Source organism: Cryptosporangium sp. NPDC051539 (assembly GCF_044454545.1).
Classification (GTDB): Bacteria; Actinomycetota; Actinomycetes; order Mycobacteriales; family Cryptosporangiaceae; genus Cryptosporangium.
Window position 1 is genome coordinate 123,007 of sequence record NZ_JBITDV010000001.1, and the last position, 21,416, is coordinate 144,422.

The 21,416-nt window shown below is 73.4% G+C and carries 19 protein-coding genes; 14 read left to right on the top strand and 5 right to left on the bottom strand.

What is annotated here, in order from left to right; translation table 11 throughout:
• Window positions 1–8 precede the first annotated feature (8 nt).
• The gene (locus ACIBZJ_RS00585) at window positions 9–215 is read left to right on the top strand and encodes a hypothetical protein (protein WP_395923920.1); all 207 of its coding nucleotides are present in this window, start codon (window positions 9–11) and stop codon (window positions 213–215) included.
• Window positions 209–1,630: an FAD-dependent monooxygenase gene (locus ACIBZJ_RS00590; protein ID WP_395923922.1), complete on the top strand. Its 1,422-nt coding sequence runs from the start codon at window positions 209–211 to the stop codon at window positions 1,628–1,630. Before ACIBZJ_RS00585 ends, ACIBZJ_RS00590 begins: the two co-directional genes overlap by 7 nt.
• On the opposite strand, the gene ACIBZJ_RS00595 is transcribed toward ACIBZJ_RS00590, so the two are convergent.
• Entirely contained in the window at window positions 1,566–2,030 is a 465-nt protein-coding gene (locus ACIBZJ_RS00595) for a nucleoside deaminase (protein ID WP_395923924.1), read from the bottom strand. The genes ACIBZJ_RS00590 and ACIBZJ_RS00595 overlap by 65 nt on opposite strands.
• Before the next feature lie 87 nt (window positions 2,031–2,117).
• On the opposite strand from ACIBZJ_RS00595, the gene ACIBZJ_RS00600 reads away from it, so the two are divergent.
• Together ACIBZJ_RS00600 and ACIBZJ_RS00605 are read left to right on the top strand one after the other, a co-directional pair.
• Window positions 2,118–3,290, top strand: a complete 1,173-nt coding sequence (locus ACIBZJ_RS00600) for an LLM class flavin-dependent oxidoreductase (protein ID WP_395923926.1) — start codon at window positions 2,118–2,120, stop codon at window positions 3,288–3,290.
• A gap of 1,680 nt (window positions 3,291–4,970) precedes the next feature.
• Complete coding sequence (locus tag ACIBZJ_RS00605; RefSeq protein WP_395925966.1) at window positions 4,971–5,024, top strand: hypothetical protein; 54 nt, start codon at window positions 4,971–4,973, stop codon at window positions 5,022–5,024.
• A 63-nt stretch (window positions 5,025–5,087) separates the two neighbouring features.
• Here ACIBZJ_RS00605 and ACIBZJ_RS00610 read toward each other — a convergent pair whose 3' ends face one another.
• Entirely contained in the window at window positions 5,088–5,966 is an 879-nt protein-coding gene (locus ACIBZJ_RS00610) for an oxidoreductase (RefSeq protein WP_395923929.1), read from the bottom strand.
• 92 nt (window positions 5,967–6,058) lie between these two features.
• Between ACIBZJ_RS00610 and ACIBZJ_RS00615 the strand changes: the two genes are divergently transcribed.
• Window positions 6,059–6,670 (top strand): TetR/AcrR family transcriptional regulator, encoded by a 612-nt coding sequence (locus ACIBZJ_RS00615; protein ID WP_395923930.1) that lies wholly within the window; start codon window positions 6,059–6,061, stop codon window positions 6,668–6,670.
• Here the strand turns inward: ACIBZJ_RS00615 and ACIBZJ_RS00620 are convergent.
• Complete coding sequence (locus ACIBZJ_RS00620; RefSeq protein ID WP_395923932.1) at window positions 6,606–7,166, bottom strand: helix-turn-helix domain-containing protein; 561 nt, start codon at window positions 7,164–7,166, stop codon at window positions 6,606–6,608. The two genes, ACIBZJ_RS00615 and ACIBZJ_RS00620, sit on opposite strands and share 65 nt — an antisense overlap.
• Window positions 7,167–7,204: 38 nt before the next feature.
• On the opposite strand from ACIBZJ_RS00620, the gene ACIBZJ_RS00625 reads away from it, so the two are divergent.
• From ACIBZJ_RS00625 to ACIBZJ_RS00650, 6 genes are all read left to right on the top strand, one after another.
• The gene (locus ACIBZJ_RS00625; RefSeq protein ID WP_395923935.1) at window positions 7,205–8,371 is read left to right on the top strand and encodes an alpha/beta fold hydrolase; all 1,167 of its coding nucleotides are present in this window, start codon (window positions 7,205–7,207) and stop codon (window positions 8,369–8,371) included.
• Window positions 8,372–8,420: 49 nt separating this feature from the next.
• The gene (locus ACIBZJ_RS00630) at window positions 8,421–11,147 is read left to right on the top strand and encodes an Hsp70 family protein (RefSeq protein ID WP_395923937.1); all 2,727 of its coding nucleotides are present in this window, start codon (window positions 8,421–8,423) and stop codon (window positions 11,145–11,147) included.
• A gap of 272 nt (window positions 11,148–11,419) precedes the next feature.
• Window positions 11,420–11,938 carry a PadR family transcriptional regulator gene (locus tag ACIBZJ_RS00635; protein WP_395923938.1) on the top strand — a complete coding sequence of 173 codons (519 nt, stop codon included), beginning with the start codon at window positions 11,420–11,422 and terminating at the stop codon, window positions 11,936–11,938.
• Complete coding sequence (locus tag ACIBZJ_RS00640) at window positions 11,935–12,666, top strand: ABC transporter ATP-binding protein (RefSeq protein ID WP_395923940.1); 732 nt, start codon at window positions 11,935–11,937, stop codon at window positions 12,664–12,666. The genes ACIBZJ_RS00635 and ACIBZJ_RS00640 overlap by 4 nt, the downstream gene beginning before the upstream one ends.
• On the top strand, window positions 12,663–14,447 hold the full coding sequence (locus ACIBZJ_RS00645) for an FtsX-like permease family protein (protein WP_395923942.1): 1,785 nt from the start codon (window positions 12,663–12,665) through the stop codon (window positions 14,445–14,447). The genes ACIBZJ_RS00640 and ACIBZJ_RS00645 overlap by 4 nt, the downstream gene beginning before the upstream one ends.
• A gap of 48 nt (window positions 14,448–14,495) precedes the next feature.
• Entirely contained in the window at window positions 14,496–15,320 is an 825-nt protein-coding gene (locus tag ACIBZJ_RS00650) for an SDR family oxidoreductase (protein ID WP_395923944.1), read from the top strand.
• On the opposite strand, the gene ACIBZJ_RS00655 is transcribed toward ACIBZJ_RS00650, so the two are convergent.
• Window positions 15,307–16,260: a DUF4352 domain-containing protein gene (locus ACIBZJ_RS00655; RefSeq protein WP_395923946.1), complete on the bottom strand. Its 954-nt coding sequence runs from the start codon at window positions 16,258–16,260 to the stop codon at window positions 15,307–15,309. The two genes, ACIBZJ_RS00650 and ACIBZJ_RS00655, sit on opposite strands and share 14 nt — an antisense overlap.
• Before the next feature lie 140 nt (window positions 16,261–16,400).
• Window positions 16,401–17,138, bottom strand: coding sequence for a GntR family transcriptional regulator (locus ACIBZJ_RS00660; RefSeq protein WP_395923948.1), 738 nt, complete (start codon window positions 17,136–17,138; stop codon window positions 16,401–16,403).
• Between the two features lie 132 nt (window positions 17,139–17,270).
• On the opposite strand from ACIBZJ_RS00660, the gene ACIBZJ_RS00665 reads away from it, so the two are divergent.
• From ACIBZJ_RS00665 to ACIBZJ_RS00675, 3 genes are read left to right on the top strand one after another with little or no spacing between them, the layout of a single operon-like run.
• Window positions 17,271–18,701, top strand: a complete 1,431-nt coding sequence (locus ACIBZJ_RS00665) for an FGGY family carbohydrate kinase (protein ID WP_395923950.1) — start codon at window positions 17,271–17,273, stop codon at window positions 18,699–18,701.
• Entirely contained in the window at window positions 18,698–20,059 is a 1,362-nt protein-coding gene (locus tag ACIBZJ_RS00670; RefSeq protein ID WP_395923952.1) for an NAD(P)/FAD-dependent oxidoreductase, read from the top strand. Before ACIBZJ_RS00665 ends, ACIBZJ_RS00670 begins: the two co-directional genes overlap by 4 nt.
• The gene (locus ACIBZJ_RS00675) at window positions 20,056–21,282 is read left to right on the top strand and encodes an NAD(P)/FAD-dependent oxidoreductase (RefSeq protein ID WP_395923954.1); all 1,227 of its coding nucleotides are present in this window, start codon (window positions 20,056–20,058) and stop codon (window positions 21,280–21,282) included. The genes ACIBZJ_RS00670 and ACIBZJ_RS00675 overlap by 4 nt, the downstream gene beginning before the upstream one ends.
• Window positions 21,283–21,416 lie beyond the last annotated feature (134 nt).

Below are 21,416 nucleotides of genomic sequence, written 5' to 3' on the forward strand. Positions count from 1 at the left end.
CTGTGGTCATGCCCACTCAGCTGACCCTGCGTCACCCCGTGTCGGAAGCGCTGCTGCGTCTGATCCGGACCCGATTCGATCGGGTCTCGACGCCGGACGCGACGGTGCTGGTCGTCGAAGACCTCGACCAGGCCTCGATGCGCGCGCTGCTGACCCTGCTGTGGGACGCCGGCCAGGAAGTCCTCTCTCTGGACAACAGGAGCTCATCATGCTGAAGCAGACCACCGTGGCGATCGTCGGAGCCGGGCCCACCGGGCTGCTGCTCGCCGGCGACCTCGCACACGCCGGAGTCGACGTCACCGTGCTGGAGCGGCGCGGCACGGAGTCGAACCTGACCCGCGCGTTCGGCGTCCACGCCCGGACGCTCGAGCACCTCGACGCCCGTGACCTGGCCGACGACCTGGTCGCGGGCGGCGCCCGGGTCGAGCACCTGCGGCTCTTCGACCACCTGCAGGTCGACCTGTCGCGCCTTCCGTCGCGGTTCCCGTTCCTGCTGATCACCCCTCAGTACAACGTGGAGGCGGCGCTCGAGCGGCGGGCGGTCGCGGCCGGTGCCCGCCTGGTGCGGGGCGCCGAGGTGACCGCGCTGCGCCAGGATGCCGAGGGCGTCGACCTGACCGTCGACGGCGCGACGGTCCGGGCGGAGTACGTGGTCGGTGCCGACGGGGTGCACAGCGTCGTGCGGGAGGCGCTCGGGCTGCCGTTCCCCGGTAGGTCGGTGCTGAAGTCGATCATGCTCGCGGACGTCCGGCTCAGTCGTCCGCCGGAGAACGCGCTCGCGGTCAACGCGGTGGGTGACGCGTTCGCGTTCATCGCGCCGTTCGGCGACGGGTGGCACCGGATCTTCGCCTGGGACCGGCTCCACCAGGCCCCCGACACCGCGCCGCTGGCGCTCGACGACATCCGGGACGTGACCCGGCGCGCGCTCGGCACCGACTACGGCCTGGAGGAGGCCCGCTGGTTGTCGCGCTTCCACAGCGACGAGCGGCAGGCGCCGCACTACCGGGCCGGCCGGGTGTTCCTGGCCGGGGACGCGGCCCACGTCCATTCCCCGGCCGGTGGTCAGGGCATGAACACCGGTCTGCAGGACGCGGCCAACCTGGGCTGGAAGCTCGCGGCCGCGGTGCGGGGCTGGGCCCCGGACGGGCTGCTCGACACGTACGAGAGCGAGCGGCACCCGGTCGGGCGGCTGGTGCTGCGCAGCAGCGGCGCGATCATCCGGATGGCGATGGTGCGGTCGCGGGCCGGTCGCTTCACGCGCAACACGGTCGGCGGAGCCGCGTTCCGGCTGCCGGTCGTCGCGCGCAAGGTGTCCGGGACCATCTCCGGCCTCGGAATCGACTACCCGGGTGCGCCCCGGGCCGCCGACCTGCCGCTGGCCGGGTCGCGACGGCTGTACGAGGAGCTGCGCGCCGGCAAGTACGTGCTGGTCGCCCCGGAGTCGACGGACGCAGGCGACCGGGTGGTCGTCGCGTCACCGCAGAAGCCGGGGACGCCGTGGACGCTGGTCCGCCCGGACGGTCACGTCGCCTGGAGCGGCGATCGGGCCGGTCTCGACGCCGCGCTCACCGGCTCGCTCGGTGGTGGATGGCACGCATCCGCTCGTCGAACGGGGGCACCGGGCCGGTGACCGGCGTCCCCGGGGCGACGTCGGTGATCCCCAGCGCCCGCACCGGTGGCGCCGGCAGGCCCCACGACTCGCGCCACTGGGCGAGCTGCGCCCCGGAGGCCGCGTAGACGATCGCGCCGAGCCCGACCCAGGCGTGCGCGGCCGCGCACATCGGACAGTGCTCGCCCGAGGTGTAGACGGTCGCGCCGGCCCGCGCCTCCGGGGAGAGGTTGGCGGCCGCCCACTGCGCGAGCGCGAGCTCCGGGTGGGCGGTCGGGTCGTTCGCGCTCGTCTCCCGATTGCCGTCCTCGTGCAGCACGTCCGAGTCGGCGCCGACGAGAACGGACCCGAACGGGGCGTCCCCCCGGGCCAGCGCCTCTTCGGCCAGTTCGACGCACCGTTGCAGAAACTCGGTTTTCACGACCCGCAGTGTGTCAACTTTCCGAACACCGCGCTCGCGGCGACCTGGGTCATGCTGAGGCTCCGACATCGTGGTCGAGGAGGTTTCGTGAGCCGTCTCCGTTTCGGCGTCTTCCTGGCGCCCTTTCACAAACCCGGTCAGAACCCCACCCTGGCGCTCCAGCGCGACCTGGAGCTGATCGAGCATCTCGACACCCTCGGCTACGACGAGGCCTGGATCGGCGAACACCACTCGGCGGGCACCGAGCTGATCGCGTCGCCCGAGATCTTCATCGCCGCGGCGGCCGAACGGACGCGGCGGATCAAGCTCGGCACCGGCGTCACGTCGATCGCGTACCACAACCCGCTCTGGGTGGCCGACCGGATGGTCATGCTCGACCACCTCACCCGGGGCCGGGCGATGCTCGGCTGCGGGCCGGGCTCGCTGCCGACCGACTCGGCGATGATCGGCCTCAACCCGACCGACACCCGCGAGCTGCTCGGGGAGAACCTCGACATCATCATGCGGCTGCTGCGCGGCGAAACCGTGACCCGTCGGACCAAGACCCACGACCTGGTCGACGCCCAGCTGCAGCTGCGTCCGTACACCGACCCGTGCTTCGACGTCGCGGTCGCCGCCGTCGCGTCGCCGACCGGGCCGCGGATGGCCGGCCAGCACGGCGTCGGGTTGTTGTCGATCGGGGCGACGCTCACCCCGGACGGCTTCGACGCGCTGGCGCACCACTGGAACGTGGTCGAGGAGCGCGCCGCGCACTACGGGCAGCCGGCGCCGGACCGGTCCGGCTGGCGGCTGGTCGGCCTGATGCACATCGCCGAAACCCGGGAGCAGGCCTACCGGGACGTCGAGTACGGCATCGAGCACTGGTTCACGTACTTCCAGAAGGTGGCCGCGTTCCCGCAGATGGACGTCGGGAGCAGCGCGGACGTCAAGGGCATGATCGACTTCATCAACGAGGCCGGCATCGGCGCGATCGGCACGGTCGAGGACGCCAAGGCCCAGGTCCGCAAGCTGCGCGACCAGGCCGGCGGTTTCGGCGCGTTCCTGCTGCTCGGCCACGAATGGGCCAACCCGCAGGCCACGAAACGCTCGTTCGAGCTGATCGCCCAGCAGGTGTTCCCCGAGTTCCAGGGGCAGGCGCAGAGCACGCTCGCGGCCAAGGACCGGGCGACCGGCACCCGGCAGGCCCACGCGCAGACCCAGCTGGACGCGGTCGCGCACATGAGTGAGAAGTACGAGCAGGAGAAGGCCGGGAATTCCTGACCCGCGGCCCTCCCTCCGGCGCAGAATGAGCGTGCGGAGGGAGGGTTTCCATGGAGGCCAGCTCTGCGTGGGCCCTGTTCCAATCCGGGCAGGAGCCGCCGGGCGTCCGCGACGAGGTACTCACCTCCTGGCGGCGCTCCCGGTCGAGCGGGGTCGACCCCGAGTACGCCGCGGTTCCCTACGTGGAGACCGACGTCGATTCCCCGTTCTCCCGCGTCGCGGTTCCGGTGATGACCGCGATGGCCGACCTGCTGGTCGGAGACCGGTCCTGTCTGGCTCTGTCGGACGCGGCGGGAAGCGTGATCTGGCGCTGGGTGTCCGAACCCATGCTCCGCAACACGCTCGACGACCTGTTGGTGGTCGAGGGGTTCAACTTCGGTGAGGAGTCCGTCGGCACCAACGGGCTCGGCACCTCGCTGGAGACCGGCGGGATCGCGATCGTGCGCGGGGCCGAGCATTTCGTGCAGCGCTTCCACGACGTCACCTGCGTGGCCGCCCCGGTGCGGCACCCGATCACCCGCCGGACGATCGGCGCGGTCAACGTCACCTGCCGGGCCACCGACACGAACTCGCTGCTCGCGGTGATCGTCGGCAAGCTCGTCGACGAGATCCAGCAGGCCCTCCACGAGGCCGCGACCGTGCGCGAGCGGCAGTTGCTGTCGGCGTTCCTGCGCGCGCAGCGGGCCACCGCCGGGCCGGTCGCGGTCGTCGGCGACGGCCTGATCATCGCGAACCCGCAAGCCGCCGCCCTGGGCCTCGACCAGCTCGGGCTGTGGGACGAGATCCGCGCCGGCCGCCACGGACCCGATCGCACCCACCTCGCGCTGCCCGCGGAGCTGACCGCCGACGTCCGCCTGGTACGCGCCGGCGGGCGGCCGGCCGGTGCGGTGGTGACGGTCCGCGACCCGGCCGGGCGCCCGTCTCCGGCGGCCCGGCGGAGACGGGCACCGGGCCCGGCCCAGCCGCGGGTGGCGGGGCTCGCGCCGGTGCAGCGCGTGGCCGCGCTCGCGGCCGACGGCCCGGTCGCCGTGCTGGGCGAGCCCGGTACCGGCAAGGCCACGGTCCTGCGGGGAGCGCTCGGGGACGGCGCGGTGCTGGACGCGGCCACCTACGCGCTGGACCCGGTGCGCTGGCTCGATCGGCTGCGTCGCCGGCTCGCGAGCGGCGCCGCCACGATCGTCCGCCATGCCGAAGCGTGGGAGCTCGGCGACGTCCGGAGGGTCGTTGCCGTCGTGGGGGAGGTGCCCGGGCGCGGGACGCTCGGCTTCACGGTGACGGTCTCCGACGCGGACCCGGTCCCGGCCGTCACCACCCGGCTGCTCGATGCGCTCGCCGCGGGCACGCTGGCCCTCCCGCCGTTACGCCGTTCTCCGGACGCGGTGAGCGCGGCCGCCCGGGCCGAGCTGCACCGGCACGACCGGCGGTTGTCGTTCACGGCGGACGCGCTGGCCGCGATGCGTCGCTACTCCTGGCCGGGGAACCGGGCCGAGCTCAGCCGGATCGTGCGCGATCTCGCCCGGGACGCGGACGGGCCGAGCATCAGCGCCGCCGACCTGCCGGCGGAAGTGCGGCAGGCCGGCGAGCGCCGGGCGCTGACGCCACTGGAGGCGGCCGAGGCGTCGGTGATCGCGTCGGTGCTGCGGGGAGCACCACGGGAACAAGTCGACGGCGGCGCGGGAGCTGGGGATCTCGCGGACGGCGCTGTACGCGAAGCTCCGCACGTACCGGATCTAGGAGTCGTACCCGCGGATCACCGTCATTCCGACCGTGAGACGATTCCGGTTGAGATGTCCAAGGCTACGGCCGACGCTCGAGCGCGGGGAAGCGGACGTGCGTCAGCTCCTCGGAGCGCGACCAGAGCCGGGCGGCCAGCTCCGGATCGCGCGCGGCGGCGGAGCGCGGGATGAGTTCGGGCGCCCCGCGCATGTGGGCGAGGTGGCTCGGCCCGGCGAAGCTGTTGCCGGGCAGGTCGGCGACGGCCGCGTACAGCACCGGCAGCGCGCCCGCGTCGGGGGTCTGTGCCAGCAGCCGGACGAGTAACCGGGTGGCCGTGCCGGTGCCGGCGTAGATCTCGGTCGCGACGAAACCCGGGTGCGCGGCCTGGGCCAGGACCGGCGATCCGGCTCGGTCCAGGCGACGCTGCAGCTCGGCGGTGAAGAGCAGGTTGGCCAGTTTGGAGCGGTTGTAGGCCTGGGACTGCCGGTACGGGCGGCGCTCCTGGCCGAGGTCGTCGACGTCGAGGCGGCCCAGGCGTTCGGCCTGTGAGGACAGCGTCACGACCCGGCCGGTGACGTGCCCCAGCAGCAGGTTCGTCAGCGCGAACGGGCCGAGGTGGTTGGTGCCGAGCTGCAGCTCGAACCCGTCGGCGGTGGAGCGCCGCTCGGGGACCGAGATCCCGGCGTTGTTGATCAGCAGGTCGATCGGGCCGTGCCAGCCGGCGGCGAAGGCCCGCACCGAGCTGAGGTCGGCGAGGTCGAGCGTGCGGACCTCGGTCTCGCCGGGGATCGTGCGCGCGGCGGCGCGGCCCTTCCCGGCGTCGCGCACGGCGAGCACGACCCGGGCTCCGGCTCCGGCGAGTGCCCGGGTGGTCGCGAGTCCGACGCCGGAGTTGGCGCCGGTGACGATCGCGGTTCTCCCGGTCAGGTCGGGAAGGTCGGCCGTAGTGAACGTCGGCATGGAATCCGTCCTCGGATCGCGATTGATTGCACTCAGTGGCATCACGCTACGACTGCGATGCCACTGAGTGCAATCACGGGTAGGCTGCCGGAGTGGCCAGATGGGAACCGGATGCGTTCGGACGCCTCCGCGACGCGGCGTTGGCGCTCTTCGTCGAGCAGGGGTTCGAGAAGACGACGGTGGCGCAGATCACCGAACGCGCCGGGCTGAACCGGCGGACGTTCTTCCATCACTTCAGCGACAAGCGCGAGGTCGTCTTCGCCGGCCAGGACAGCGCCGACGGGCTGATCGCGGACGAGATCCGCGCTCAGCCTCCGTCCGTGGATCCGCTGAGTGCCGCGGTGGCCGGGCTGCAGTGCGCCGCGGACACGAGTTACGAGCAGTACCGGGAGGGCGCGATCGCGCTCGGCCGCGTCATCGCGGAAAGCCCGGAGCTGCGGGAGCGCGAGCTGGTCAAACGCGCGGCCCTCGCCGGGACGATCGCGGCCGCGCTCCGGGAGCGCGGGACGGCCGAGGCGGCGGCGGTGGTCGCCGCGTGGGCGGCCGTGGCGGTGTTCTTCGTCGCGCGCAACCGGTGGAATCAGCCCGGCAACGAGCGGACGCTGGCCGGGCTCATGGACGAGGCGCTGGACGAGTTCGTCAGCGAGACCCGGCCGTCGGCGGTTCCGGCGCCGCGGGCTCGGCCGGGAAGAGGATCGGGCTGAGCAGGTAGCGGGTGCGGGCCGGGGACCGCGCGTTGCCGAGAGCCGGGACGATCGCCGCCCGCAAGCCCTCGATCAGGGCTTCGAGCTCGTCGGGAGTCAGCCACAGTGCGTGCTGGCGATAGCCGACCGGGTCCTTCGACAGGTCGGCGGCCTCCCGGTCGAGGTATCCGTTGAACTCGGCGCTCAGCGTCGCCATCGCGATGGCGAAGGCCCGGCGGTGGTCGTCGGGGGAGAACGCCGCGAGCCTGCCGGGATCGATCGAGGCGGTGGCCCGGTTGAGCCGGAACCGGCGCTCGACCGCGCCACGGACCCGGCGTTCGTCGGCGACCTCGAGAACGCCTGCGGTGGCCAGCGCCTCGACGTGGCGGTACACGGTCGCCTTCGAGACGTCGGGGAGCCGGTCGGCGAGCTCGGCCGTGGTGAGCGCCCGTGCGCCGCGCAGGGCGTGCACGATCCGGAGCCGGGCCGGGTGGCCCAGCAGTTCGAAGACGTCCATAGCGGAATGATCTCATTCGCTGCTACCGTTCGCAAACTATGAGAACGATAGTTCACGCGCTGGTGGATGAGCGGTTCGACGAGGTCGAGGCGTCGTTCGCGCCGCGGCTGCGCGCCGTGGTGTCGGCCCGGACGCTCGCCGCGGCCTGGCGCGCCGAGACGGCACGGATCGGCACGGTCGTGGCCGTCGGTACCGCCGAACCGTCGGCGGTACCGGGGGAGCCCGCCCTGACCCGCTACCAGGTACCGGTCACCGGTGAGCACGGCGGCCTCACGGTCGTGATGTCGGTCGATGCCACCGGCGCCCTGCACGGCCTCCGCCTGGCCCCGGCCGTCGCCGCCGAGTGGGTCGCCCCGCCGTACGCGTCGCCGGACCGGTTCGTCGAACGGCCGGTGCTGGACGGGGCCGCAACGGTGTCGGTGCCGGTCGCGCCGGGGCCGTGGCCGGGTGCGGTGCTGCTCGCGGGCGGGGGACCGTTCGATCGGGACGGCACGAGCGGGGTCAACAAGCCGCTGAAGGACCTGGCCTGGGGGCTGGCGTCCCGGGGAGTGGCGGTGGCGCGGTTCGACAAGCCCACGGTCGGGCCGGGCTGGACGATGACCGACGAGTACGTGCCGCTCGCACTCGCCGCGGCGGGCGCGCTGCGCGACGACGTGCGCTGCGACCGCGTGTTCGTGGTCGGCCACAGCATGGGCGGCCGGGTGGCGCCGCGGGTCGCTGCGGCCCTGACGTCGATCGCGGGGTTGGTGTTGCTGGCCGCGGACGCGGAGCCGGTGCACCACGCGGCCGTCCGGGTGGCCCGCCACCTCGGGTGGGACGCGGCCGCGCTCGCGCGGCAGGCGTCGTTCCTCGACTCTCCGGCGCTGACGGCGCGCACCCCGGCCGCGGACCTGCCGTTCGGGTGGCCCGCGTCCTACTGGCTGGACCTCCGGGAGGACGACCCGGTCGCGCGCGCGGCCGGGCTCGGCCAGCCGATGCTGGTCCTGCAGGGCGGCCGCGACTACCAGGTGACCGTGGACGACGACCTGGCGCGATGGAAAGCCGGTCTGTCTCGCGAGAACGTGACGTTCCGGGTGTACGAGAAGGACGATCACCTGTTCTTCCCCGGGACGGAGCCTTCGACGCCGGCCGGATACGTGCCGCCGCAGCATGTGGATTCGACCGTCGTGTCGGACATCGCCGACTGGCTGGACCGTCTTCGCTGATAACGGATGGTGAGCCTGGGGCCGGTGGGGGCTGGCTAGGCTAGTGGGCATGCCGTCAGCCGGGTACCTGATCGGGATCGATTTCGGAACGTCGAACACCGTCGGTGTCCTCCGCTACCCGGACGGGCGGACCGAGTCGCTGCTGTTCGACGGTTCGCCGGTCTTACCCTCGGCGGTCTGCCTGGACGAGGACGGACATTTCCTGACAGGACGCGACGCCACGCACGTCGCACGGACCCGGCCGGACGCCTACGAGCCGAACCCGAAGCGCCGGATCGACGACAAGACCGTGCTGCTCGGCGGCCGGGACGTGCCGGTCACCGAGTTGCTCGGCGCGGTGCTGTCGCGGGTGATGAACGAGGCGACGCGGGCCACCGGCCGGCCGCCGGAGCGGGTCGTGCTGACGCACCCGGTGGCGTGGGGCCCGCGCCGGCTGGACGTGCTGGACCAGGCCGCCCGGGTGGCCGGGATCTCGATGCCGCTGATGGTGCCGGAGCCGGTCGCGGCGGCGTTCAACTCACTGACGTTGCCGCGGATGAACCTGGTGCCGGGGCAGAGCGTCGTCGTGTACGACTTCGGCGGCGGGACGTTCGACGCGACCGTCGTGCGGCGGAGCAAGTCGGGATTCGACGTGTCGTCCTACCAGGGGCTCGACGACGTCGGTGGGCTCGACATCGATGCGGCGGTCGTGAACTACCTGGGGTCGGCGCTGGGGCACCGGGCCGCGGACGTGTGGGAGCGGCTGAAGGCGCCGGAGTCGGGGGCGGACCGGCGCGCGTCGCGGTTGCTGTGGGAGGACGCACGGCAGGCGAAGGAGACGTTGTCGCGGACGTCGACGGTGCACATCCACGTACCGCTGCTCGACGACGACCTGCCGCTCGGGCGCGAGCAGCTGGAGGAGCTCGCGCGGCCGTTGCTGGCCCGCACCGTGACCGTGACGCGGGACGTGATCCGGGCTTCGGCGGTGCCGCCGGAGAGCATCACGACGATCCTGCTGGTCGGTGGGTCGAGCCGGATTCCGCTGGCGGCCACGCTGCTGCATCAGCAGCTGGGGATCACGCCGACGGTGGTGGAGAACCCGGAGCTGGTCGTGGCACTGGGGGCGATCGCGGTGGGTGAGGCTTTCATCCGCTCGGGCGCGTCGGTGCCGAACGCCCGGGGCGCGGCCGGGGCGGCCGGACCGGCGCCGTCGCCCCCGAGCGCGGCGGGGTCGCGGGCGGGGGCAGCAGGAGCGGTTCCCGGGGCGGTGGGGCCGTCCGCGGCGGGTTCGCCGCCCGGCGCGGCCGGGGCCGCTGGGGCGCCGGTGTCCGGAGGCGGTGCGGCGCACCCGGCCGGTAGCCCCGGATCCGGGGCCGGTGGGCCCGCGCACGTGTCGGGTGGCGGCGCACACGCGCCCGGTGGGTCTGTCCACGTGTCGGGTGGTGGCGCACACGCGCCCGGGCCCGTGCACGTGTCGGGTGGTGGGGTGCACGCGCCCGGTGGGCCCGTGCACGTCTCGGGTGGCGGAGCGTACGGACCGGCCGCGCCGCCGTCGGGTGGCGGCGCCCCCGTACCGGTCGGCCGGCCCGGTGGTCCGGTCAAGCCCCGGTCGAAGGTCTGGATCATCTGGACGATCGTGGGCCTGGTGTCGTTGACGCTGCTGGGCTGCTGCGGGTCCTGTGCGCGGGACCTGGCCCACAGCGTCACGGTGACCGACTCGTCGACGGACGCGGCCGGTTCGGTGCCCTCGGCGCCGGCGTGCGAGCAGCGCCTCGCGTACCTCGGTCCGCAGACCGGCAAGGACCGCGACCTCGGCGTCCGCATCGGCCACGGTGCCCGGCTCGCGGTCAGCGAGTACAACTCCTCGCACGTCGGCTGCGACATCGAGCTCACGACCTACGACACCGCCAGTGACCCGGCCAAGGCCGGCCGGCTCGCCGCCCGGATCGCGAGGGACACCACCACGCTCGGCGTCATCGGCCCCGTGACGCCCGCCGACACGGCGTCCGCCGGAGAACTGTTCGACAACGCCGGGTTGCCGTTCCTCTCCCCGGTCGGGGACGCGACCGCCCTCGCGACCTGGAAGCTCTACCACCAGGTCCTCGGCGACGAGGACTCCGCCAACATCCTGGCGCCGGACTACCTCACGAAGACCCTCGCGCTGACGAAGGTGTACCTGGTCGACGACGCCTCGGCCCACGGCGCCAAACTGTCCGGCTACCTCAACGGCAGCCTCGCCGAGGCCGCCGCCGGTCGCGACTCGATCCGGCCCGACGTCACCGATCCCGCCGTCTACGCCGCACTCGCCGCGCGCATCACCGCGACCGGCTCGACCGCGGTGGTCTACGTCGGCGATCCGGCCGTGGCCGGGCGTCTGCGGAAGGCGCTGACCGCCAACGGCGGGTCCGGCATCCGGATGTTCGGAACGTCCGATCTCGATGCGCCCGCGTTCTTCCGGGAAGCCGGTGACGCGGCCGAGGGCACCACGATGTTCGGGCAGTTCTTCCCTCCGGGCGACGCCCCGGCCACGTTCCTCACCGGCTACGAGGACGCGTACGGCAAGAAGCCGGGCCGGTACTCGGCCGAGGGCTTCGACGCCGCGAAGATTCTCGTCGACGGGATCGAGGCCGGTGCGGGCGACCGCGCGGCAATGGCGGAGTTCGTCAACGGCTACAACGCCGAGGGTGTCACCAAACACCTGAAGTTCAACGACCTCGGCGACCTGGAAACCCCGGCGATGTGGCTGTACGAGGCCAAGAGCGGCCACTTCGTCAGCGGTGGCAAGGTGTCGCCCTGATCGCGCCGGTCGCTGACAGGAAAACGAAGTCCCACCGGTCGGCCGAGCAGAGCACGGACATGATGGCCGGCCGGGCCGGTCCGCCAGCACACCGGCCACCGTGTGCTCCGTCGGCCAGGTGCCGGACGACGTGGCCCCCGGAGCGCGCGGCCGACCGGCCGGCGGCGCTGCCGACGATCGGGACGACGAGGATCGCGCGCGCGTCGCCAGCAGTGGCGCGGCCCATGGATAACCGTTATATTCACGGCTAACCGTTAGCTAGGGGTGGGCCCATGCAGCAGGAAGTCGTGCTCGCGATGCTGGCCAAGGAGCCGTCGCACGGCTATCAGCTCCGCGCCCGTCTCCGCGGTGCCCTCGGCCCGCTCGGCGACGCGATGAACGCCGGCCAGATCTACGTCACGCTGACCCGTCTCGAAAAGGCCGGCCTGCTCACCGTCGAGCAGTCCGAAGCGCAGAACGACCGGAAGGTCTACGCGCTCACCGCGGCCGGCCAGCAGCGCGTCGCGGAGTGGATCGCCGAGGTCGGCTGGCCGAAGCCCGATCTCGCCGAGTTCCACCTCAAGCTGATCGCGGCGGCCGCGGCCGGTCTCGCCGACCCGATCACGATCGTCGACACCCAGCGCCGCGAGTTGCTGCGCCGGTTGCGTGAAGCCCAGCGGGCGGCGATGTCCGAACCGGACGGCTCGGACGCCCGCCTGCTGCTCGAAGGCATCGTGCTCCGCCTCCAGGCCGATCTGCGCTGGCTCGAAGCCTGCGAGCAGAGCTGGACCCACCGAAGGAGTGACAAGTGACCGTGTTACGCGCCCGCGGCCTGTACAAGGCGTACGGCAAGGGCGACGGGCTGGTGCGTGCCGTCGACGGCGTCGACCTCGACGTCGGCGCGGGGGAGACCGTCGCGGTGATGGGGCCGAGCGGTTGCGGGAAGTCCACGCTGCTGCACCTGCTCGGTGGCCTCGACCGGCCGTCCGGGGGCGCGGTCGAAGTGAACGGCCGGCGGATCGACGACATCGGCGAGAACCGGCTGGCCCGGATGCGCCGGACCGACGTCGGCTTCGTGTTCCAGTCGTTCCACCTGATGGAGGAGCTCACCGCGGTCGAGAACGTCGAGCTCTCGGCGTTGCTGGCCGGGCGGTCACCCCGGGCGGCCCGGCGGCGCGCCCTCGACCTGCTCGACCAGGTCGGGCTGGCCGACCGCGTTCGGTTCCTGCCGGCCGCGCTCTCCGGTGGCCAGCGCCAGCGCGTCGCGATCGCCCGCGCGCTGAGCAACGAGCCGCTGATCGTGTTCGCCGACGAGCCCACCGGAAACCTCGACAGTGCGGCCACGATGGACGTGCTCCAGCTCTTCGACCGGCTCCACGAGGCCGGCCAGACGCTGGTCATCGTCACCCACGACTCCCGGATCGCGGCCACCGCCGACCGGCTGATCACGATGCGCGACGGCGCGTTCGTCGACGAGACCCGGCTGTCCGGCGGAACGACCGGCCGGCTCGGCGCACTCCTCGGATTCGAGGACCGATGATCTGGCTGATCGGCCGCCTCGCGGTGCGCGACCTGCGGCGACGTCGCGGCGAAGCGATGCTCCTGTTCGTGGCGCTGCTCGCCGCCACGACCACGCTGACGCTCGGGCTCGTGCTGCGCGACGCGGCGAGTGACCCGTACGAGCGCACCCGCGCGGCGACCGCCGGGCCCGACGTCGTCGCGACCGGCACCGAGGCCCAGCTCCGCGGGCTGACCGACGGCGTCACCGCCCGCAGTGGGCCGTTCCCCGCCGCCGGAGCGACCCTGCGGCTCAGCGGCCGGACGTCCGACGTGCAGGCGATCGGCCGCGACTCCGCGGCTGCGTCGGTCGACCGGCCCGAGGTCCGCCGGGGCACCTGGGTCCGTGCCGGTGGCGTCGTGGTCGAAGGTGCTTTCGCGGACGCCTTCGGCGTGCGGGTCGGCGATTCCGTGACCGTCGACGGCCGGTCGTTCGACGTCGTGGGCATCGCGGTCAGCGCGGCGATGGCGCCCTACCCCGGAGGCTCGTGTCTCGTGCCCTGCGCGCACGGCACCGCGACCGACCTGCCGCCCGAGGTACTGCGCAACCCCGGGCTGATCTGGCTCACCCGGGCCGACCTGGAGAGCATCGGCGCCGACGTCTACGTGATGAACCTGCGCCTCGCCGATCCGTCCCGGGCCGACGCCTACGTGGCCGCGCACCTCGCACCGCCGCCGGGCGGGATGGGCCTGGAGTCCTGGCAGACCGTCCTGGCCGGTGCGACCGAACTCGCCGGAGACACCCGGATCCTGCTGCTGATCGGGGCCTGGTTGCTCGGCCTGCTCGCGGTGGCCGGGCTGTCGGTGCTGGTCGGCGGCCGGATGGCGGACCAGACACGCCGGGTCGGGCTGCTCAAAGCCGTCGGGGGGACGCCACGGATGGTCGCGGCCGTGCTGCTCGCGCAGTACCTGCTCGTGGCCCTGATCGCGGCGGTGGCCGGGCTGGCGCTCGGAGCCCTGCTCGCGCCGTTGCTGGCCGGTTCGACCGCCGGGCTGCTCGGCAGTGCCGGGACACCGTCGATCACGCTGGCGACGGCGGGGATCGTCGTAGCGGTGGCGCTGGGCGTGGCGGTGCTGGCCACGTTCGTCCCGGCCGTGCGGGCCGCCCGGCGGAGCACGGTGGTCGCGCTGGCCGACTCGGCCCGGGCGCCTCGGCGCACCGGCTGGGTGATCGCGGCCTCGGCCCGGCTGCCGGTGCCGTTGCTGCTGGCGGTCCGGGTGGCCGGGCGGCGTCCGCGGCGGGTCGTGCTGGCGGTGGTGAGCGTGGCGATCACGGTCAGCGGCGTCTTCGTCGCGCTGGTGCTGGACGCGTTCCTCACCGGTGCGCCGATGGCCGCCGGGTACGACGTCGCCCAGGTCGGGCAGTTGCGGCGGGTACTGCTCGTCGTGATGGGAACACTGGCCGTGCTGGCGGCGGTGAACACGATCGTGCTGGCCTGGGTCACCGTGCTCGACAACCGGCGGTCGTCGGCGCTGGCCCGGGCGCTCGGGGCGTCGCCGGCGCAGGTGAGCGTGGGGCTGGCGGCGGCCCAGGTGCTGCCGGCGGTGCTCGGCGCGGTGCTGGGGATCTTTCCCGGTGGGGTCCTGCTGTTCGCGGCGCTCATGACGATCACCGGCGGCGACAGCAGCCGGGCGACGTTCCCCGGCGGGTGGCAACTGCTCGCGCTGGTGGTGCTGAGCGGCGTGGCCGTGGCCGCCCTCACGGCGGTACCGGCCGGGCTCGCGGCGCGTCGCACGGTCGGCGCCGCGCTGCGCGCCGCCTGAGTCCGCCGCCTGAGCCCGGGGCCCGGCCCGACTGCCTATCGTGGGCGGGTGGAGATCCTCGTCGTGGGTGGCAGCGGGTTTCTGGGGCGGGAACTCGTGCGGCTGGCGCTGACGGCCGGGCACCGGGTGGTGGCCACGTACTTCGACCACCCGGTACCGCTGGACGTCGCCCAGCAGCGGGTCGACGTCCGGCGCCGGGACGACGTGCTGACGCTGGCCCGGGCCGTGCGCCCGGACCTGGTCGTCAACGCGGCCTACCGGCAGGCCGACTGGGCCACCACCGCGAACGGAGGCGCACACGTGGGGGTCGCGGCGGCGGCGGCCGGCGCGCGTCTCGTGCACGTGTCGAGCGACGTGGTGTTCTCCGGGGCGGCCTCGTCGTACGACGAGACCGCGATGCCGGACCCGATCACCCCGTACGGGGCGGCGAAGGCAGCGGCCGAGACCGCGATCGCCGCGGTGGCTCCGTCCGCCGTCATCGCCCGGACGTCGCTGATCGTCGGCCACGGCGCGTCCCAGCACGAGCGGTTCCTGCACCGGCTGGCCGCCGACCCGGCCGGCGGCGTCCTGTTCACCGACGACGTCCGCTGCCCGGTCCACGTGACCGACCTGGCGTCCGCGCTGCTCGAACTGGGCCGGTCGTCGCACGCCGGCGTCCACCACGTGGCCGGCGCCGACGCGGTCAGCCGCCACGAGCTGGGCACACTGATCGGGCGCCGCGACGGCCTGCACACCGGCCACCTGCGCACCGCCCGCCGCGCCGACGTGGGCCCGCCCGCTCCCCTGGACGTGCGCCTCGACGGCACGAGCACCCAGGCGAAACTCACCACCCGCCTGCGCGGCGCCCGCGAGTTCCTGGCTAGGCGACCGTGACGTCCACCCCGGTGCTGGAGTACGACTCGTGCAGTTCGATGCGGGAGATCGTCTGACCCTGGGGCAGATCGAAGACCCAGGTGATCGGCGTGGTGTTGCCCGGGTTGAGCTCCTCCAGGAACCGCGACGAGTCGTCGTTCGCCGAGATCGTGGCGCCGATGTCGGCCCGGAACTCCTGGCCGCTGGCGTTGAACGCGGTGTTGGTCGTCGACGAGATCGTGAGCGGCGAGCTGCCGACGTTGTGGATCTTGGCCTGGACCGCGCAGAACTGGCCCTGCGGCGTCTTCTTCGTGTACTTGCCGCCGACCGAGGTGACGTTGCACTTCACCGAGTTGATCGTGAACTCGGCGTTGCCTTCGCGCACCGGCTTGTTGATCTTGCTCGAGTCGGCGACCTCGTTGCCACCGGCGATGAGCGAATCGTTGCCGGAGCTGGAGCCCGAGCCCGAATTGGAGTCGAGTTTGGAGATGAGGATCGCGCCGACGATGCCGAACGTGAGGCATAACGCGACGATGCCTCCGACGATCGCCAGCGCGATCTTGCCGCCGGACGACGATCCCTTGGGCGGCGGCACGGTCGCGTAGGGCGGTTGCCCGAATCCGGCCCCGTACGGCTGCCCCACGCCCGGCGCCGGCTGCCCGTACGCCGGTTGCCCGTAGGCGGGCTGCCCGGAGGCCGGGTCCCCGTACACCGGCTGTCCGTACGGCCCACCGGACCCCGGATCCGCGTATCCGGGCTGCCCGTAGACCGGCCCGCCCGATCCTGGTTGCCCGTAGGCGGGCTGTCCGTATCCCGGGTCGCCGTATCCGGGCTGGCCGTATTGGGGCTGCCCGTACTCGGGCTGTCCGTACCCGGGCTGGCCGTATTGGGGCGGGGACCCGGGCGGTGGCGGAAGCTGCGGCTCGCCGTACGGCTGCTGCGGGTCGTGAGGGAACGTCATGTGGAGCGACGCTACCGGCGACCGGCCACCCCCATCTCACGGATTCGTGTCAACCACCGTGACGGACGAGGAGGAAGTCGGCCCGGCCCGGCCCCCGGCCTCCCGCTGGGGCCACCGCGGGCGGGAGCCCCGGACCGTGGCTACTCGTCGAGCGGCACCGGGATCCGGGCCTCGACCTCGAACGAGGCCCGGTCGGCGCGGTAGACGTCGCGGGCGAACTCGATGCACCGGCCCGGCTCGTCGTGGGTCCAGCGCGTGATCAGGATGCCGGGTGACGCCCCTCTCACCTCGAGCCGCGCGCACGACGCGTCGTCGATGACGATCGACTGGATCGTCGCCCTGGCGTCCGTGGGCACGATCGCGTACTGCCTGCGCAGCACCTCCCACAGCGACCCGGTCAGCGGCTGCTGCAGCAGCCCCGGCGTCAGCTCGCTCGGGAAGTAGGTCGTCTCCAGCGCGATCGGCTCGTCGTCGGCGAACCGCAGCCGGTGCAGCGCGTGCACGGTCGCGCCCGGCGCGAGGTCGAGCGCTTCCCGCGCGGACGGGCTCGGCTCGCGCTCCTCGGCCCAGACCACCTGCGCCGCCGGCCGGCGCCCGACCCGGGTGATCTCGTCGGAGAAACTGCCGATGTGGAACTGGACGCGCGGCTCGGCGACGAACGTGCCCCGCGGCGGCCGCCGGTAGACGTACTCGTTCTCGAGCAGTGAGAGCGCGTGCCGTGCGGTCATCCGGCTCACGCCGTACTGGTCGCTGAGCTCGCGCTCGGACGGGATCAGCGTGTGCGGCGCGAGCTTCTCGGTCGTGATGCGGTCGCGCAGTTCACCGGCGATCGCGATGTACCGGGGCGCGGCCGCGGACGGGAGTTTTCTCGACGCCACGGTTGACAGCCTAACCGGGAGTGACGATACCTTCCGGTCCGCACCACGTGGTCTATACAAAAGGAGTCGCCATGGCAGGTGGCAGGCCGTGATCTGGCCGGTGGTCGCGGAACTCGACCGGAAAGCGAACGCGTGAGCATCCTCGCCCTCGACCAGGGGACGTCCGGCACGAAGGCGCTCGTCGTCGACGAGGCCGGGCGGGTCCTGGCGATCGCCGAGGAGCCGCTCCACCCGCGGTATCTCGACGGCGGGGGAGTCGAGCAGGACCCGCAGGCCCTGCTCGACTCGGTGCTGACCACCGGGCGGCGTGCGGTCGCCTCGGCCGGGGTGCCGCTGAGCGCCGTCGCGCTGGCGAACCAGGGGGAGACGGTCCTGGCCTGGGACCGGTCCTCCGGCGAGCCCCTGACGACGGCGATCGTCTGGCAGGACCGGCGGGCCGAGAACGTGTGTGCTGCCCGTGCCGCTCATGCCGCCGCGGTCGCCGACCGCACCGGCCTCGTGCTCGACCCGTACTTCTCGGCGCCCAAGATGCGCTGGATCCGCGACTCGCTGACCCGGGCCGGCGTCGTCACCACGACCGACACCTGGCTGGTGCACCGCCTGTGCGGCGCGTTCGTCACCGACACGTCGACCGCTTCGCGGTCGCTGCTGCTCGACGTGGACGCGGTCACCTGGAGCGACGAACTGCTGGACGTGTTCGGGCTCGGCGGCGAGGAGCTGCCCGCGCTGGTCGCGTCGGACGAGATCGTCGGCACGACGACCGCGTTCGGCGGCGAGGTGCCGGTGACCGGCCTGATCGTCGATCAGCAGGCCGCGCTGCTGGCGGAGTCGTGCCTGGAAACCGGGTCGGCGAAGTGCACGTACGGCACCGGGGCGTTCCTGCTCGCTCAACTGGGCGGGGTGGCGACCCGGTCGCGGGCCGGGCTGGCCACCTCGGTGGCGTGGTCGTTGCGGGGTGAGACGTCGTACTGCACGGACGGGCAGGTGTACACGGCCGCGTCGGCGATCCGCTGGCTGGTGGAGTTGGGGCTGATCGGCGGGGCCGACCAGCTGGACTCCGTGTCGGCCCCCGACTCCGACGGGGTCCTGTGCGTGCCCGCGCTGGCCGGGCTGGCCGCGCCCTGGTGGGACGCGGGCGCGACCGCCACGTTCACCGGCCTGCGTCTCTCGACCGGCCGCGGTCACCTCGTCCGCGCGGTGCTCGAAGGGGTCGCCGCGCAGGTCGCGGCGCTGACCGAGCTCGTCGCCGCCGACCTCGGTGCCCCGCTGACCCGGCTGCGGGTCGACGGCGGACTGACCCGGTCGCAGGTCCTGGTGCAGGCCCAGGCCGACCTGGCCCAGCTCCCGGTCGACGTGTACCCCTCGCCGCACGCCACGCCACTGGGAGCGGCCGCCTGCGCGCGGCTCGCGCTCGATCCCGGCGCCGTCGTGGCCGACGTCGTCGGTGGGTGGCGGCCCTCGGCCACCGTCGAACCCCGGTGGACGCCCGACCGCGCGGCATCGCACCTCGCGCAGTGGCGGGACGCCGCCGCGTTCTCGCTGGCGGAGCGGACCCGCGCGTGACCACGTACGACATCGCCGTGATCGGCGGCGGCATCGTCGGTGCCGCCGTCGCCCGCGCGCTCGGCGGGACGTCCCGCTCGGTCGTGCTGCTCGAAGCGCGGGCGGACGTCGGCGACGGCACGAGCAAGGCGAACACCGCGATCCTGCACACCGGCTTCGACGCGTCCCCGGGCACGCTGGAGTCGAGGCTGGTCGCGCGCGGATATGCGCTGCTGGGCGCGTACGCGGCCGAGACCGGTATCCCGATCGAGCGAACCGGTGCGCTGCTCGTCGCCTGGACGACGGAGCAGCACGAGTCATTGCCGTCGTTGAAGGCTAAAGCGGAGAGCAACGGTTACACCCACTGCCGGATCGTGTCGGCGGACGAGGTCTACCGGCAGGTGCCCGACCTCGGGCCGGGCGCGCTCGGCGGCCTCACCGTGCCGGACGAATCGATCATCTGCACCTGGACGACGAACCTGGCGCTGGCCACCGACGCGGTGAACCGGGGCGTGACGCTGCTCCGGGACCGCCGGGTGACGGGGGTCCGCGTGGGAACGTCGTCGACGGTCCTCGCGACGACGTCGGGGGACGTGTCGGCGCGCTGGGTGGTCAACGCGGCCGGGCTGGGCGCGGACGTGCTCGACGGGTGGTTCGGCCACGACCGGTTCACGGTGACGCCCCGGCGGGGCGAGCTGCTGGTGTTCGACAAGCTGGCCCGGCCGCTGGTGCCGGTGATCGTGCTGCCGGTGCCGTCGAAGGTGGGCAAGGGGGTGCTGGTGTCGCCGACGATCTACGGCAACGTGATGCTCGGCCCGACGGCGGAGGACCTGCACGACCGGACCGCCACCGGGACGTCCGAAGCCGGTTTCGAGTTCTTGCGGGAGAAGGGTGCGGGTCTGATGCCGCGCCTCCTCGACGAGGAGGTGACCGCGGCCTACGCGGGCCTGCGGGCGGCGATCGACCGCGGCGACTACCTGATCGACGTGGACGAGGGGCAGCGGTACGTGCTGGTCGGCGGGATCCGGTCGACCGGGCTGACCGCCGGGATGGCGATCGCGGAGCACCTGTCGTCGTTGCTGGGCTTGCCGCCCCGGGAGGATCTGCCGTCGCCGCCGCGGATGCCGAACCTGGGCGAGGCCGGGGTGCGTCCGTACCAGGACGGCGCCGCGATCGCCGCGGACCCGGAGTACGGGCGGATCGTCTGTTTCTGCGAGCGGGTCACCCGGGGAGAGATCCGGGACGCGTTCGCGTCGGTGATCCCGCCGGTGGATCTCGATGGGCTGCGGCGGCGGACGCGGGTGATGAACGGCCGCTGCCAGGGCTTCTACTGCGGGGCGCAGGTGGCGGAACTGGTCGCCCGGGGAGCGTCCCGGTGAGCGCGCGGGTCGTGATCGTCGGCGGCGGACCGGCCGGCCTGACCGCGGCGGCGGCGCTCGCACCGAGCGCCGAGGTGCTCGTGCTGGAGCGCGAGGCCGAGACCGGCGGGATCCCGCGGCACAGCGACCATCCCGGATACGGGATGCGCGACCTGCACCGGTTCCTCTCCGGCCCGGCGTACGCACGGAGGCTGACCGAGCGGGCCCGCGACGCCGGCGCCACGCTCGAGACCGAGGCGATGGTCACCGGCTGGACCGCGGGCCGTGCGCTGGAGGTCACCTCGCCGCGCGGGCGCCGGGTGATCACCGCCGACGCGATCGTGCTCGCGACCGGAGCCCGCGAACGACCGCGCCCGGCGCGGCTCATCCCCGGCGACCGGCCGGACGGCGTCTACCCGACCGGGCAGCTGCAGAACCTGGTGCACCTGCACCACCGGGAGGTCGGCGCCCGGGCCGTCGTCCTCGGTGCGGAGCCGGTCAGCTGGTCGGCGGTGCTGACGCTGCGCCGAGCCGGGTGCCGCACGGTGCTGATGACCACCGAGTACGAGAAGTCCGAGTCCTACGCGGCGTTCCGGGCGTTCGGGACAGCGGTTCTCGGGGTGCCGGTGCGCCCCCGTTCGCGGGTGGTGGCGATCCACGGGAAGCGCCGCGTGACGTCGGTGGACGTCGAGGACCTGGACACCGGCGAGCGGCGCCGGGTGCCCTGCGACACCGTGATCACGACCGGGGACTGGATCCCGGACCACGAACTGGCCCGCACCGGTGGCCTGGAGATGGATCGCGGGACCCGCGGCCCGCGCGTGGACACCGCTCTGCGGACCAGCGTCCCGGGTGTCTTCGCGGCCGGCAACCTGCTCCACCCGGTCGACACCGCGGACGTCGCCGCGCTGGACGGCCGGCACGTGGCCCGGGCCGTCTCGGAGCACCTGAGCCGGGGCGGCCCGCCGGCCCACGGGCTCGAGCTCGCCGTGGACGCCCCCCTGCGCTGGGTCGCCCCCCAGCTCTTCGAGCCCGGCGGTCCGCCGCCGGCCCGGGGGCACCTCCTGCTCCGGTGCGACGTCTTCCGTACGTTCCCGGCGGTGACGGCGACCCAGAACGGCCGCCCCCTCGGCACGGCCCGCCCACCCTGGCCCGCCGCCCCCGGCCGGGTCTTCCGGGTCCCGTACTCGGTGCTCGCCGACGCCGACCCCACCGCGGGCCCGGTACGCCTCACCCTCCGCTAGCACCGGAGGCGGCGGGAACCAGGGCCACGTGAAGGCCCGAACGAGATCGGCGGTCGCGCGAAGGATGTCCGAGCGGTCCTCGGGCCGCGTTCCGCGGATGGCGATGTGCACCACGACGCACACCCCGACGAGCA

Bases quoted from the DNA above. Each gene is read 5' to 3' on its own strand.
- ACIBZJ_RS00635 (WP_395923938.1), top strand. From the start codon at position 11,420: ATGCAGCAGGAAGTCGTGCTCGCGATGCTGGCCAAGGAGCCGTCGCAC.
- ACIBZJ_RS00645 (WP_395923942.1), top strand. From the start codon at position 12,663: ATGATCTGGCTGATCGGCCGCCTCGCGGTGCGCGACCTGCGGCGACGT.
- ACIBZJ_RS00585 (WP_395923920.1), top strand. From the start codon at position 9: ATGCCCACTCAGCTGACCCTGCGTCACCCCGTGTCGGAAGCGCTGCTG.
- ACIBZJ_RS00625 (WP_395923935.1), top strand. From the start codon at position 7,205: ATGAGAACGATAGTTCACGCGCTGGTGGATGAGCGGTTCGACGAGGTC.
- ACIBZJ_RS00655 (WP_395923946.1), bottom strand. From the start codon at position 16,260: ATGACGTTCCCTCACGACCCGCAGCAGCCGTACGGCGAGCCGCAGCTT.
- ACIBZJ_RS00610 (WP_395923929.1), bottom strand. From the start codon at position 5,966: ATGCCGACGTTCACTACGGCCGACCTTCCCGACCTGACCGGGAGAACC.
- ACIBZJ_RS00590 (WP_395923922.1), top strand. From the start codon at position 209: ATGCTGAAGCAGACCACCGTGGCGATCGTCGGAGCCGGGCCCACCGGG.
- ACIBZJ_RS00630 (WP_395923937.1), top strand. From the start codon at position 8,421: ATGCCGTCAGCCGGGTACCTGATCGGGATCGATTTCGGAACGTCGAAC.
- ACIBZJ_RS00620 (WP_395923932.1), bottom strand. From the start codon at position 7,166: ATGGACGTCTTCGAACTGCTGGGCCACCCGGCCCGGCTCCGGATCGTG.